General features: G+C 69.0%; 10 protein-coding genes. 6 read left to right on the top strand and 4 right to left on the bottom strand.

From position 1 onward, the window contains the following. Positions 1–45: 45 nt before the first annotated feature. Entirely contained in the window at positions 46–243 is a 198-nt protein-coding gene (locus FZP69_RS01460) for a hypothetical protein (protein ID WP_152039620.1), read from the bottom strand. 270 nt (positions 244–513) lie between these two features. Between FZP69_RS01460 and FZP69_RS01455 the strand changes: the two genes are divergently transcribed. After that, positions 514–867, top strand: coding sequence for an SHOCT domain-containing protein (locus tag FZP69_RS01455; protein ID WP_152039619.1), 354 nt, complete (start codon positions 514–516; stop codon positions 865–867). Positions 868–1,029: 162 nt separating this feature from the next. Here FZP69_RS01455 and FZP69_RS01450 read toward each other — a convergent pair whose 3' ends face one another. Continuing rightward, the gene (locus FZP69_RS01450; RefSeq protein ID WP_152039618.1) at positions 1,030–1,830 is read right to left on the bottom strand and encodes a hypothetical protein; all 801 of its coding nucleotides are present in this window, start codon (positions 1,828–1,830) and stop codon (positions 1,030–1,032) included. Positions 1,831–1,937: 107 nt separating this feature from the next. Further along, the gene (gene alaS, locus FZP69_RS01445) at positions 1,938–4,706 is read right to left on the bottom strand and encodes an alanine--tRNA ligase (protein WP_152039617.1); all 2,769 of its coding nucleotides are present in this window, start codon (positions 4,704–4,706) and stop codon (positions 1,938–1,940) included. A gap of 228 nt (positions 4,707–4,934) precedes the next feature. Between alaS and FZP69_RS01440 the strand changes: the two genes are divergently transcribed. From FZP69_RS01440 to FZP69_RS01430, 3 genes are all read left to right on the top strand, one after another. Then, the gene (locus FZP69_RS01440; RefSeq protein WP_152039616.1) at positions 4,935–7,805 is read left to right on the top strand and encodes a GAF domain-containing protein; all 2,871 of its coding nucleotides are present in this window, start codon (positions 4,935–4,937) and stop codon (positions 7,803–7,805) included. 311 nt (positions 7,806–8,116) lie between these two features. Further along, positions 8,117–11,473 (top strand): PAS domain S-box protein, encoded by a 3,357-nt coding sequence (locus FZP69_RS01435; RefSeq protein ID WP_152039615.1) that lies wholly within the window; start codon positions 8,117–8,119, stop codon positions 11,471–11,473. Between the two features lie 53 nt (positions 11,474–11,526). Then, positions 11,527–12,081 carry a diadenylate cyclase gene (locus FZP69_RS01430; protein WP_152039614.1) on the top strand — a complete coding sequence of 185 codons (555 nt, stop codon included), beginning with the start codon at positions 11,527–11,529 and terminating at the stop codon, positions 12,079–12,081. 45 nt (positions 12,082–12,126) lie between these two features. Here the strand turns inward: FZP69_RS01430 and FZP69_RS01425 are convergent, their stop codons facing one another. Continuing rightward, a complete protein-coding gene (locus FZP69_RS01425) occupies positions 12,127–13,113 on the bottom strand; it encodes a replication factor C small subunit (RefSeq protein WP_152039613.1) in 987 nt (328 codons plus the stop codon). An 86-nt stretch (positions 13,114–13,199) separates the two neighbouring features. Here FZP69_RS01425 and samp2 point away from each other — a divergent pair, with 86 nt between their 5' ends. Then, positions 13,200–13,412, top strand: coding sequence for a ubiquitin-like small modifier protein SAMP2 (gene samp2, locus FZP69_RS01420; RefSeq protein ID WP_152039612.1), 213 nt, complete (start codon positions 13,200–13,202; stop codon positions 13,410–13,412). Positions 13,413–13,464: 52 nt separating this feature from the next. Continuing rightward, positions 13,465–13,842, top strand: coding sequence for a CBS domain-containing protein (locus FZP69_RS01415; RefSeq protein WP_152039611.1), 378 nt, complete (start codon positions 13,465–13,467; stop codon positions 13,840–13,842). The last annotated feature ends 21 nt before the right edge of the window (positions 13,843–13,863 follow it).

Below are 13,863 nucleotides of genomic sequence, written 5' to 3'. Positions count from 1 at the left end.
GGTCGACGGCGGCCGGTGGGCGGGTCAGTCGTGGACGTAGAAGGCTCAGTCGTGGACGTAGAACAGTCGGTCGCGCACGAGCGCCGTGTCGACCTCGTTCCCGTCGACGGTGCAGTACGTTCCGTGGACCTCGTAGACGGCCGCGGCCTTCCCCGTGTCGTGGACGACGGCGAGCGCTTCGCACCCACACCGAGGGCACGTCTTCGGAATCGTCTCCGTGAGTTCCTCCGTCTCTCCGACCATGCGCTGGACTGGCTCCTCGAGGACAAGGTACGGACTGGAGCCGACTTATGTGTGACGGCGTGTCGGGGGTGTGACAAGCGCCCAGTCCGGACGGTGAGAGCGACTGCTCGGGCGGCGAGAACGATCCGAGCGGACGAAGACGGTCCGAGAGGGACGACCAGCGGGACGGCGTGTCGGCGGTGGTCGATGAGCGACCCGTTTCTCAGCCGCTTGGAATCGGTTTCAGTGTTTACGACGGATGCCACCGATACGTGAGATAGAGGTGATACGATGACACATCTACCCGAACTTCTGCTGCAGTGGGGGCCTCACCGGGGACCGCACGGTCCGATGGGTCCACAGGGACCGATGGGTCCGAGCGGCTGGTCCGGTGCCGGGATGATGCCCTGGGGCACTGGCGGCACCGGCCTCGGTCTCCTGTGGTGGCTCCTGATCCTGGCGCTCCTCGTCGCTGTCGTCGCCGCCGCGGTGGTCCTCCTGCGCCACGTGCGTGCCGGCGACGGCGGTGGTGACGACGACGACGGCGCACTCGACGTCCTCCGACGACGGTACGCGCGCGGGGAGGTCGACGACGAGGAGTTCGAACGGCGACGTGCTCGGCTCGACGGCGGGCCGGCCTCGTGAGCGGTGACGTGTTCGGCGTCGTGTACGGGGAACCGACGGGGTGACCCGGTGCAGTGAGTGGAATCGAGGAGTCGACCGGCGGCGAGAAGCGCCGGCCCGAACCGGTGCCGACGGCCGGTCCGCCACTATCGACCCGTCTGGCGGGTGTATCGCGTGGAGTGGCTACTTCCCGCTGTTGCCGCGCGCCTCGAAGTTGTAGCGGGTCGTCTTGCCGTCGACACCGATCCGCAGGTCGTCGACGTTGCCGGCGAACGACGGAGCGTCCCACCCGGAGCCGACGCCGACACCGAACCCGAAGCGGATGGTCGCGTCCGGGTAGAGTTCGAGGAGGCGGTCCCAGGTCACCGGGTCCGAGATGCTGCCCTCGCCCGAGACGCCAGTGAGCCACAGGCCCGCGTCCGCCGTGAGGACGTCCCACGTCTGCCACTCGTCGGGCGTGACATCGTTGTTGTAGTACGGCTCGAAGTTGAGCGTCGCGTAGTCGTCGACGCCCGACGCGTCCGGGCCGTCGGGATCGATCTCCATCTTCAGCGCCGGGACCAGCGTGTCGTCGTTCGTGTACGTGCTGTACTCGAGTTCCGTGACGTCCGCGAGCGCGACTCCCTCGTTCGACTCGGTGCCGGCTCCGACGTCGAACGTTCCCCAGTCGTAGTTGTAGAAGAACAGGCGATCGGCGGGACCGGTCGTCGTGAACTCGACGCTCCCCGATCCGAAGGGGGCCTTGTCCGGTCCCTTGACGAACTCGTCGGCGGCGGCTCCGTCCTGTGCGACGCGGTAGAACACGGCGTCGTCGCCGTCGATATCTGACGGGAACACCGGGACGGATCCCGGGCTGCGGGGCGGCTTCGCAACCGCTGTTCCCGACAGTGTGGGAATCCCGATGGCCAGGGTGCCCGTGATCAGGACACCGTTTCGAAGGAACGTCCGTCGCGAGGTCGAGCCGATCTCAGTCAGATTACTCATTTGATATCTCCTCCTGAGATATATACCCGATACTACATATAGTCGGCCTGAAGAGTGATATCAGTTCGCTCGCGTCCGAAAGCCGTCGAGTCCGTGGACGGGACCGTTCAGGCGTCGAGGACCTTCTTGAGGACGTCCGGCGCGTCGTCGAGGGCGTCGTCGAGGCTGTCCACGTCGGGACCGCCGCCCTGCGCGAAGTCCGGCGGCCCGCCGCCACCACCACCGACCTTCGCGGCGAGTTCGCCGACGACCTCGCCGGCGTTGACGCCCACGCTGTCGGGGACGCCGACGACGAACTGGGCGCTTCCTCCGGCGGAAGAGCCGAGCACGGCGACTTTCCCCTCGTCGACGAGGGCGTTGGCGGTCGCACGGAGTTCGTCGGCGTCGCCGTCGAGCCGCTGGACCACGACCGGAGTCCCGCCGATGTCGATCTCCTCGCTCCCGGCGGCGGCGCGCGCCTCGGCGAGTTCGCGCTTCAGCCGGTCGATCGTCTTGCCGCGAGCCTTCCACTCCTCGAAGAACCGTTCGGCCGTGTCGGGGACGTCCGGCGGGGAGACATCGAGCACGTCGGCGGCCTCGTAGAGGGCGTCCTCCGTCCGCTGGGTCGCCTCGATGGCGGCGTCGCCGGCCGCGAAGACGAGGCGTTCGACGCCGTCCTGGACCGGCTCGGTGGTCAGGATCTTGATCGCACCGATGTCGCCCGTGCGGTTCACGTGCGTGCCGCCGCAGGCCTGCACGTCGTCGCCGACGTGGATGAGCCGGATGTTCTTCCCCGGTGGGATCCCCCCCTGGTAGAGGTCGAACCCGTGTTTCTCCTCGGCCTCGTGACGGTCGGGCCACTCCTGTTTCACCTTCAGGTTCCGGATCACGATGTCGTTCGCCACCTGCTCGATCTCCTTGACCTCCTCGCGTGTGATGCGCTCGTAGTGGCGGACGTCGAGCCGGGCGCGGCGTGTCCCCTTCTGGGCGCCGGCCTGCCGGACGTGTTCGCCCAGCACCTGCCGGGCGGCGAAGCCGACGACGTGCGTCGCAGTGTGGTGGCGCATCAGCCGGCGACGGCGGTCGACGTCGAGCTGGCCACGGACGAACTCGCCCTTGCCCGGGTCCTCGTCGGTTCGGTGGAGTACGACGCCGTCGTGGACCTGGACGTCCTCGACCTCGACGGTGACGTCGTCGGTCGAGAGCGTCCCGTGGTCCGCGGGCTGCCCGCCGCCCTCGGGGTAGAACATCGTCTGGTCGAGCACGACGTCGTAGCCCGACTCGCGCTCGAACACGTCGAGGACGACCGCCTCGAACTCGGTCCGATCCTGGTCCTCGTAGTAGAGCTTCTCCGTCTCGGGGAGGTTCGCGACGCGGTCGTCGTGCCCCGTGGCAGCCTCGGCGTCGCCGGCACCCTCGTGGCGCTCGGCGACGAGCGAGTAGAAGTCGTCGGGGACCGCGACCGACGCGCCGCGTTCCTCGGCGATCTCCCGTACCATGTCGGGCTGGATGCCGTGGGAGTCGTACAGTTCGATCAGTGCCGCCGTCGGGATCGGTTCGTCGCTCCCGGCGTACTCGTCGGCCAGCTGCTGCACCTTCCGGGAGCCACGTTCGAGCGTCTCCCGGTACTTGCGCTCCTCGGTGCGGACGATGTCGCGGATCGTGTCGCGGTTCCGGTAGCCGAGCCGCTCGGCCTGCATGTCGACCAGTTCGTCGAGCGGGGCGTCCACGCCCACCGAATCGACCAGGCGTTTCGTCCGGCGGAGCACCATCCGCGCGAGGTAGCCCGTCCCGACGTTCGAGGGGACGATGCCGTCGCCGAACATGTAGGCGAGCGCGCGGCAGTGGTCGGCGATGGCGTACACCTCCTCGAGCGGTTTCAACAGCGCAGTGAGTTCGTCGGCGTCGACGCCGAGTTCGTCGGCCACGTCGGCACGGGCCCCCCGGAGGTCGTCGATCTCGTCGATGTCCAGATACCCCGACAGTTTGGCGGCGCGGTGGACGAGTTCCTCCTCTTCGGCGGTGAGCGAGATCCCGGCGTTCTCCTTGAGGAACTCGATCATCTCGGGGTAGACCGCCTCGTACACGGTGGGAGTGCCCTGCGACACCCACGTCCAGCGTTCGAGGCCGTAGCCGGTGTCGACGATGTACGTGTCCATCTTCGAGTACCGGTTGCCGTCTTTCATCTCGTACTCGCCGTCGGGGTCCTGCTCCATCGACATGAAGACGAGCGTGGCGAGCTCCGCGCCTCGATAGAGGACCTCGATGGCGGGGCCGGCGTTGCCGCCGCCGACCCACGGATCTTCGATGTAGGTGATCTCCTCGAGGTTCGCCCCCAGCGACTCGAAGAACTCGTCGCAGTACTGGACCGTCTCGTTCTTCCAGTACACCTCGCCCTCGTAGGCGTAGTCGTCGGCGGCCTCCTCGCGCGTGTTGAACGCGTGGTGGGCCATCATCTCGAACGCCATCGTGTGCCGCCCGGTCTTGCCCACGTTGTCGATGTCCTGCATCCGGATGCAGGGCTGGCTGATCGTGAGGGGGTTGGCGGGCGGTGGTGTCTGCCCCGACGTCACCAGCGGCTGGAAGTCGTAGATCGACGCCTGCGTCAGGAGGACGTCGTCACGCCAGCGGTTGGCCGCCACGGGGTACGGGTCGATGCGTTCGTGGCCCCGTTCTTCGAAGAAGGAGAGGAACACCTCGCGCATCTCCTCCAGCGTGTACTCCTCGTCGAACCCCGGGTTGTCGATGAACGAGTAGTCGTCCGCCGGCGGCTCCCCGCACGTCTCGCGGTCGGGGTCGCGGGTCCAGAACCAGACACCCGTCACCGGGCACTGTTTCCGGTAGAAGCCCTCCTCCTCGAAGTAGTCGAGGCGGTACTCCTCTTCGAGTTCGCTCATTGTCCTTCCCTTGGCCGAGGACCGGGTAAAACAGTTCCGGGACCAGTGAACGAACCACGGAGACCGGCGCTACGTCGGGTTCTCACGCGCGATAAAGGGGCGATACGGCTATACCGTCCACGGGAGAATCCCCACCCGAACACGGCGTGAGCACGCTGGGCGAACGTGGCGTGAACACGCGAACGAGGGCGAAGCCGCCGGGCCGTGACCGGGGTGCACCGAGGACCAGTGTCGAACGAAACAGACCAACCGACGACCCCCGACCCCGAGCCGTGTCGCGTTCGGCTCCTGGGATCGGAACCGACCGAGGCCGCCGAGTCGCTCGCCAGCCGCGGCTTCACCGTCGTGGACGGCTCGCGGCCGGCCGGCGACGTCGACTGTCTCGTCGTCGGAGCGGACGCCGCACGGGAGGACGACACCACGAGCACGGCGTCGACCGGAGGGACCGTGCCCGTGATCCTCTACGCGGCCAGTCCCAACGTGGCGAACGACCGAGCGGGGTTCGCGGGCTACGCCCGGGCCGGCGACGTCGAGGCGCTGTGCGACCAGATCCGCTGGCACGTCGGACGGCGTGACCGGGATTTCGAGAGCGACGAGGCGGAGACGGCGGAGACGGCAGAGACGGCGGAGACGGTGGCGGACGATCGAACGACCGCGCACGATCGGACGGGGACGACCGCGGACGACCGGCTGGGAACGCTCCACCGGGGGACCGTGAGTCTCATCGAGGTGGAGACGGAGGCGGAGCTGTTCGAGCGGACGGTCGACATCGCGAGCCACCTGCTCGACTTCGACAGCTGTTACATCGCCGTCGCCGAGGACGGTCTGCTGGTCAAGCGCGCGGGCGTCGGCGACGTGACCGACGAGGCGTTGCCGATCGACCACGGGATCGTCGGGCAGACGTACCAGACGGGGACGACGTATCTCGTCCGCGACACGGCCGCGGAGCCACGCGCGGACCCGGTCCGTCCGACCCACCGCTCGGGCGTCGCCGTCGCGCTCGGCGGCGAGGGCGTCTTCGTCGTCATCGCGGACGAGCCGAACGCGTTCACCGGGCGCGACCGCGACCTGGCGGAACTGCTCGTCCGGTACGCGGAGGGGACGCTCGCGCGCATCCGTTCGGCCGCCGCGATCGCGGAGCGACGCGACCTCGTCGAGAGCCTCCACGAGGGGACGGCCGCGCTCGCGGCGGTCCAGACCACGAGCGACGCGGCCGAGGTGGCGGTCGAACTCGCCGAGCGAATCCTCTCGTTCGACACCTGCTACGTCGGCGTCCGCGAGGGTGACACCGTCGTCCCGTACGCGGTGTCGTCGGGCGCACCACCGGACGCGGTCCGATCGATGGACGTCTCCGAGGGGCTGGCCGGGGAGACGATCCGGACGGGCGAGTCACGGCTCCTCGAACGGGTCGAGGGGTCTAACGCCACCCCGTCACACCCGGCGTACCGGTCGGGTATCAGCGTCCCGCTCGGCGAGTACGGCGTCTTCCAGGCCGTCTCCGAAGAGGAGGGCGCGTTCGACGCGGACGACCTCGAACTCGCCGAGCTGCTCGCAGGCCACGTCACCGAGACGTTCTCCCGGCTCCGGGCGGAGGCCGACCTCGGCGACCAGCGCGAGCGGGTCGCGCGGCTCCACGCACACACGGTCCAGCTGGTCCGCTGTCACGACGTCGCGGCGCTGTACGAGGAGAGCGTCGAGACCGCCCGCGCCGTCCTCGGATTCGACACGGCGTACGTCCTCGTCGTCGAGGGCGACCGGTTCGTCCCGGCCGCCCAGGCGACCCACCCCGACCACGCCCCCGTCGACTCCCTCCCGCTGGACCACGGCGTCGCGAGCGAGACGTACCGGACCGGCGAGTCGTTCCTCGTCAGGAACTTCGAGGCGGACGACCGCGCCGAGCCGACGCAGTCGGTCTCCGGGGGAGGGATCAGCGTCCCCCTGGGCGACGACGCCGTCTTCCAGGCTGTGTCCCGCGACGCCGACACGTTCGACGAGTTCGACCTCGAGCTCGCCGAACTGCTCGCCTCGCACGTCACGGCGACCCGCGAGCGCCTCCGCGCCGAGACGGAACTGCGCGAGGAGCGAGACCGGCTCGGTGCCCTGTTCGAGAACGTCCCCGACGCCGCCGTCTCGTACGAACTGGTCGACGACGAACCGTACGTCCGGGCGGTGAACCCGGCGTTCGAGCGCGTCTTCGGCTTCGACGAGGCGGAACTCGTCGGCGAGAACCTCGACGAGTACATCGTCCCGCCAGACGACGAGACCGAGCGGAACGCCGCGGCGCTGAACACCCGTCTCAAGCGGGGAGAGAGCATCCGAACCGAGTGTCGACGGCGGACCACCGACGGCGTCCGGGCGTTCATTCTGCAGGTGGTCCCGCTCGAACTCGGTCGCGAGAACGTCGCCGGCTTCGCCATCTACACCGATATCACGGCGCGTCGGGAGCGCGAACGGGAGCTGCGTCGACAGAACGAACGGCTCGAGGAGTTCGCCAACATCGTCTCGCACGACCTCCGCAACCCGCTGTCGATCGCCTCGGGCTACCTCGAGCTCGCGGCCGAGAGCGGCGACCCCGAGGCGTTCGAGCGGGTCGCGGAGTCGCTCGACCGGATGGACCGACTCGTCGAGGACCTCCTGTCGCTGGCCCGGAAGGGACAGGTCGTGGGCGAGACGACGGCGCTCGACCTCGCCACGGTCGCGAAACAGGCGTGGGCGGGCGTCGAGACGGCGGACGCGACGCTCGACCTGCCCGAATCGTTGCCCGCGGACGGGGACGAGAGTCGACTGCTCGCCCTGTTCGAGAACCTGTTCCGGAACGCCGTCGAACACGGCGGCACGGACGTAACGGTTCGCGTCGAGGCGCTCGAGTCGGCCGACGACGCCGAGGGCGACACGGTCACGGGGGTCGCCGTCTCGGACGACGGGCCCGGAATCGAACCGGACGAGCGGACGGCGGTGTTGGCGGCCGGGGAGACGACGAGTGACGACGGAATCGGCTACGGGCTGGCCATCGTGAAGGGCATCGTCGAGGCCCACGGCTGGTCGCTCGCGGTCACAGAGGGGCACGACGGCGGCGCTCGATTCGAGGTCCGTTTCTGAGACAGCCCCGGATCGAGCGGGGCCGCGGTTCGACGAGAGACGACCGCGGACAGCGTCGGGTCGGGGTGACGACAGCTATTTACTGGCGAGTTGCTTCTGTATCGGGAGACGCGACTCCCGCAGTGACCTGACGTCGGGGCAGAGAAGAGGGGGCGTCGAAGAACCGGACGTGCGGTAGCCGTTCGGGATCGTCGGCGCAGGAAGGGGACGCGGAACGACCACATGACAGGGGCTCAGTTCGAAGGGTGGGGAATCGACCACGCCGACCGTGTGGGACGTCGGAGAGCCGGTGGTGCGGGGGGGTGGACGAGATGACGGCGAGGACGGGTGCGTCGTCGACCGTCGCGTCACAGACCACGATCCGGACGCTCCACGTCGACGACGACCCGGCGTTCGGCGAGTTGACGGCCGAGTTCCTCGAACTCAACGAGTCACGGATCAGCGTCGTCGCGGAGACGAGCGCCAGCGACGGGCTCGAACGGCTCGCGACGGACGACATCGACTGCGTCGTCTCCGACTACGACATGCCCGGCACGAACGGGATCGAGTTCCTCGAGGCCGTCCGCGCCGACTACCCCGACCTCCCGTTCATCCTCTTCACCGGGAAGGGCAGCGAGGAGATCGCCAGCGACGCGGTCTCGGCGGGCGTGACCGACTACCTCCAGAAGGAACACGGGACCGACCAGTACACCATCCTCGCCAATCGGATCGTGAACGTCACCGAGAGACACTGGGCCGAAGCCGACCTCGAACGCCGGACGGACCAGCACGGGGCGGTCGCCACGCTCGGCCAGCGGGCGCTCGAGACGGCCGACCTCGCAGCGCTGTTCGACGAGGCGGTCCGACTGGTCGCCGACCGACTCGGGACCGGCTACGCGAAACTGCTCGAACGCTCCGAGGAGGGCGGCGAACTCGCGCTGGTCGCGGGCGTCGGGTGGGACGAGGGGCTGGTGGGCACTGCGACGGTGTCGGCGGGGGCGGACTCACAGGCGGGGTACACGCTGACGAGCACCGACCCGGTCGTCGTCACGGACCTCGAGACGGAGACGCGGTTCGATGGCCCGAAACTCCTCGTCGACCACGGGATCGAAAGCGGGATCAGCGTCGTCGTCGGCTCGGCGGACGACCCGTGGGGGGTGCTGGGGGCGCACTCGACCGATCGTCGGGAGTTCACCGACCACGACGTCACGTTCGTCCGGAGCGTGGCGAACGTACTGGGGGCCGCGATCCACCGGCGGAACGCCGAGGAGCGAGTGCGCGAGAGCGAGGCGCGGTTCCGCGAGATCGCCGAACTCAGCCCCGACGGGATCTTCCGGACGGACACGGACGGGGTGTTCACGTACGTGTCGCCCGCGAGCGAGGCGCTGCTCGGTCGTTCTGCCGACGAGCTCGTCGGGTCGCGGTTCGACCGGCTGGTCGCGGCCGAGAGCGTCGAGACGGCGGCCGAGGGGATCGGGCGCGTCGTCGGCGGTGAGATCGTCCGCGGGCTGGCGCTTACGCTCGTCGACGCGGACGGCGAACCGTTCGACGTGGAGGTGAGCGCCAGCCCCGTCCGCCGGGCCGACGAGGTCGCGCTCGTCCAGGGGTTCGCGCGCGACGTCACCGAACGGAACGAGCGTGAGCGGCAGCTCCAGCGCTCGCGCGAGCGGTACCGGGCGCTCGTCGATCACTTCCCCAACGGCGGCGTGTTCCTCTTCGACGACGACCTGCGGTACACGACCGTCGGCGGCGACGAACTCGCGAGCGTCGGGCTGTCGCCGGAGGCGATGGTGGGAAAGACACCTAGACAGGTGTTCCCGCCGGAGAACGCCGCCACGCTGGAGCCGCACTACCGCGCGGCGCTCGCCGGGGAGAAACGCTCGTTCGAGGACGCCTGGCAGGGGAGCCACTACCACGTCCAGACGATCCCGCTCCGGAACGTCGACGGCGACGTCATCTCCGGGATGGCCGTCGCGCAGAACATTACGGAGCGGGTCGAGCGCGAGCGCGAACTACAGCAGCGCAGAGAGCGGTACCGGACGCTCGTCGACAACTTCCCCGGCGGCGTCTTCCGCTTCGATCACGACCTGCGGATCAGCGCCGCGGGCGGGGCCGAACTGGAGCGCGCCGGCTGGGATCCCGCCGAACTCGAAGGTCGGACGATCTACGAGGTGCTCTCACCGGACGGGATCGAGCCCCTCGAACCGCACTACCGGGCAACGCTCGACGGCGAGGCACGGTCGTTCGAGTACGAGTGGGAGGGGAGCCACTACCACGTCCAGACGGTCCCGCTCCGGGACGCCGATGGGGAGGTCACCACCGGGATGTCCGTCGCGCAGAACGTCACCGAGCGGATCGAGCACGAGCGGAAGCTCGACCAGCTCCGCCAGCGGTCGCGAGCGCTGATGCACACGACGACGATGGACGAGACCGCACGGATCGCCGTCGACGCCGCGAGCGAGATCATCGGCGCACCGCTCAGCGGGTTCCACGTGCTGAACGAGGCCGGCGACGCGCTCGAGCCGGGCGTCATGGCGGAGTCGGTCGACGACCTGTTCGAGGCTCCTCCGTCGTATCCGAAGGACGCCGAACCGGGCAGCCGCGCCGCCGTCGTCTGGGAGGCGTTCGAGCGCGGCGTGTCGCTCCACATCCCCGACACGGACGCGTACGAACCGCTTGACGAGTCGACGCCGGCGGGGAGCGTGCTGATCCACACGGTAGGCGACCACGGGGTGTTCGTCGTCTCGGCGCCCGAGCCGAACGCGTACGACGAGACCGACCGGGCGCTCGTCGACATCCTGGTCGACTCGCTCGGGGCGGCCATGGACCGCGTCGAGCGGGAACAGCGACTGCGCCGACGCGAACACCGGCTCGAACGGCAGAACAAACGGCTGTCCCGGTTCGTGGACATCGTCTCACACGACCTCCGCAGCCCGCTGAACGTCGCCGCCGGACACCTGCGGCTCGCACGCGAGACGAACCAGCCCGACCACCTCGACAGCATCGAGGTCGCACACGACCGGATCTACGAACTCGTCGAGAGCCTCCTGCGGCTGGCACGAGGTGGCGAGACGGTGGCCGAGGCGACAGCCGTCGATCTCGCGGCGGCGGCCAGGGCGTCGTGGCGGACCGTCGAGACGCCACGCGCGCGGCTCGTCGTCGACACCGACCGCGTCGTGCTGGCCGACGAGAGCCGGCTCCGACAGGTGCTGGAGAACCTGTTTCGGAATGCCGTCGAGCATGGCTCGACGACTCACCGCTCGCACGCTCGCGATGACAGCGTGGAACACGGTTCCACGAACAGTCGGCTGGAAGCCGACACTGCCGGCGAGAGCGGGGGGACTGGCTCGTCCGCGCCGGATCGCGAGACACGCGGCCGACCGAAGTCCACGAACGGCGGGGCGACGACTGACGACCCTCTCACCGACGGATCGCCAGCCGAGGTGGCCGTCACGGTGACCGTCGGCGACCTCGAGGGGGGATTCTACGTCGAGGACGACGGACCAGGGATCCCCGCGGCCGAACGCGAGCGGGTGCTCGAGGTGGGCTACTCGAGGGCCGACGACGGGATCGGGTTCGGACTGGGAATCGTCGAGGAGATCGCCGCCGAACACGGCTGGGCGCTCACGATCACGGACGGTACCGCCGGCGGCGCGCGGTTCGAGCTGACGGGCGTCGACACCGCGTGAGCGTGTGGGGACGAGCGTTTTTAACTGTCCGTGGCCCCACAGGTGAGTAGAATATGGCCCCGAAGTCGCTCCACGTCGACTACGCGACGGTTCCGAAACTCATCGAACTCGTCACCTACATCGTCGAGAGCATCAGCCTCGGCTTCGACCGGTGGGACGAGCCGTACGTCCGCGGGCCGAGCCTCTACTTCGTCATCGTCTCGGGGACTCACGCGCGCGAGTACGCCGACCCGCTGGGCGAGAACACGTGGCCGGTCGACGTCTGCCGGGTCGTCACGGAGGACCTCGACTCGTTCGTCGCCGCGGCGGAGTCGGTCGCGTTCGAGCGCGACGGCGCCGTCATCGTCAGCGCGGACGGGACCATCCAGAAACAGATGGTCCGGATCAAGAGCCCGGGGCCCGGGACGATCGACGACGGAGACGAGATCGAGTACGCCGACTGGATGGGCACCAAACACCTGAGTGCGGTCGAATCCTCGGTCCGCGAGGAGGTGCTCGCAGCGGTGACGCTCTCGGAGGAGACCGGCCGGGTGACCGTCTTCGAGGACGGCGAGTTCATGGACTTCCAGCGCGGGGAGCTGGGCGGACTGTGGCGGCCGAACGGCTGAACACCGGCAGTCACCGTCCGCGTCGGATCGGCAGTGAGTGATCCGTCAGTCGTCGAGCGCGAGCGAGGCCAGGAGCGCCTCGAGCTGGACCTGTTCGTTGGCACCCTCGGCGATGCGGTAGTCGGCCTCGCCGATGCGGTCCATCAGCCGCGCGGCCTTCCGGTCGGAGAGGTCGAACTCCCAGACGGACCGGTGGAGCTGGTCGATGATGTCACCGCCGGCCATCCCGACGTCCTCGAGGAGAGTCGCGAGCTTCGCCCGCGCGGTGGGGAAGTCGCCGTCGACCGCGGCCTCGACCATCTCGCGGACGTCCTCGGGTCTGGCGGTCGAGGTGACGGTGAACACGTTCTCCTCGTCGACGACCTCGCCCGTCGTCGCCGCGGCCTGCAGCGCGTTGATCGCGCGGCGCATGTCGCCGTCGGCGGCGTAGACAAGCGCGTCGACTCCGGCGTCCGTCGTCTCGATCCCCTCCGCGGCGGCGATCTCCTCGATCTGTGCGCGGACGGCCGCGTCCGACAGCGGGGAGAAGCGGAAGACGGCACACCGCGACTGGATGGGGTCGATGATCTTCGAGGAGTAGTTACACGAGAGGATGAACCGGGTGTTGTCGGAGAACTGCTCCATCGTCCGGCGGAGTGCCGACTGTGCGTCGCTCGTCAGCGAGTCGGCCTCGTCGAGGAAGATCAGCCGGTAGTCGTAGTTGCCGAACGACGACCGTGCGAAGCTCTTGATGCGGTCGCGGACCACGTCGATGCCGCGCTCGTCCGACGCGTTGAGTTCGAGGAAGTTCCCGCGCCAGTCGTCGCCGTACAGCGCGCGGGCGATGGCCGTGGCCGCGGTGGTCTTCCCGACGCCGGCCGGCCCGGCGAACATGAGGTGGGGGAGGTCGTCGCGGTCGACGTACGACTGCAGGCGCTGGATGGTGTCCTCCTGGCCGTGGATCTCCGCCAGCGACTGGGGCCGGTACTTCTCGATCCAGATCTCGCGGCCCGGTGACGATCTCGAACCCGAATCCCGAGAGGCCTCGCTCATGTGAGATGGAGGGGGACCTCGCCTCATAAACTCCCCGAGACGGCGGGAAGCGAAGCGGCTTTCGACCTCGATGCCCACCGTCCGGTATGCACGTCACGGTCGACGTCGTGGGCGAGGACCCTCGAGAGGTCGAGCTCGCCCCCGACGCGACGTACGCCGACCTCGTCCGCGCGGTGGGCTACAGCGTCCACGAGGTGACGGTGCTCGTCGACGGACGGCCCGTCCCCGAGGATCGGCCCGTCGACGCCGAACGGGAGGACGTCCGGGTGCTCCGGCTGGTGAAAGGCGGGGAGCGGTGACCGCGCCGGGGCCGAACGCAAAACCAATACCGGCGGCCCTCGTGCGACCGGTATGAAACGCGACAAACGAACGCGCGTCAAGGACGTGATGTCGACGCCGCTGGAGACCATCTCGCCGTCGGCGTCCGTTACCGACGCCGCCGTGGCGATGCGCGACCACAACATCAGCGCGCTCGTCGTGACGAGCAGTCCACCCGCGATCGTCACCAGCACGGACGTGCTCGACACCGTCGCCCAGGGGCTGGACCCGGACGAGACGACCGTCCGGGAGGTGATGACGTCCGGCGTCGAGTCGGTGCCGCCCGACCTGCTCATCGAGGAGATCGCCGCGATGATGACCAGCTTCGGCATCAAACACCTGCCGGTCGTCGACGGCGACGACTACGTCGGGATGGTGTCGTCGACCGACGTCACGGCCGAACTCGCCTGAAGGGTCGGTGCGGGCCGCTTC

The sequence above is a fragment of the Salinigranum salinum genome (assembly GCF_009176545.1).
GTDB lineage: Archaea > Halobacteriota > Halobacteria > Halobacteriales > Haloferacaceae > Salinigranum > Salinigranum salinum.
Note: the sequence above shows the minus strand (reverse complement) of the source record. Positions and strands in the feature narration are given on the sequence as shown.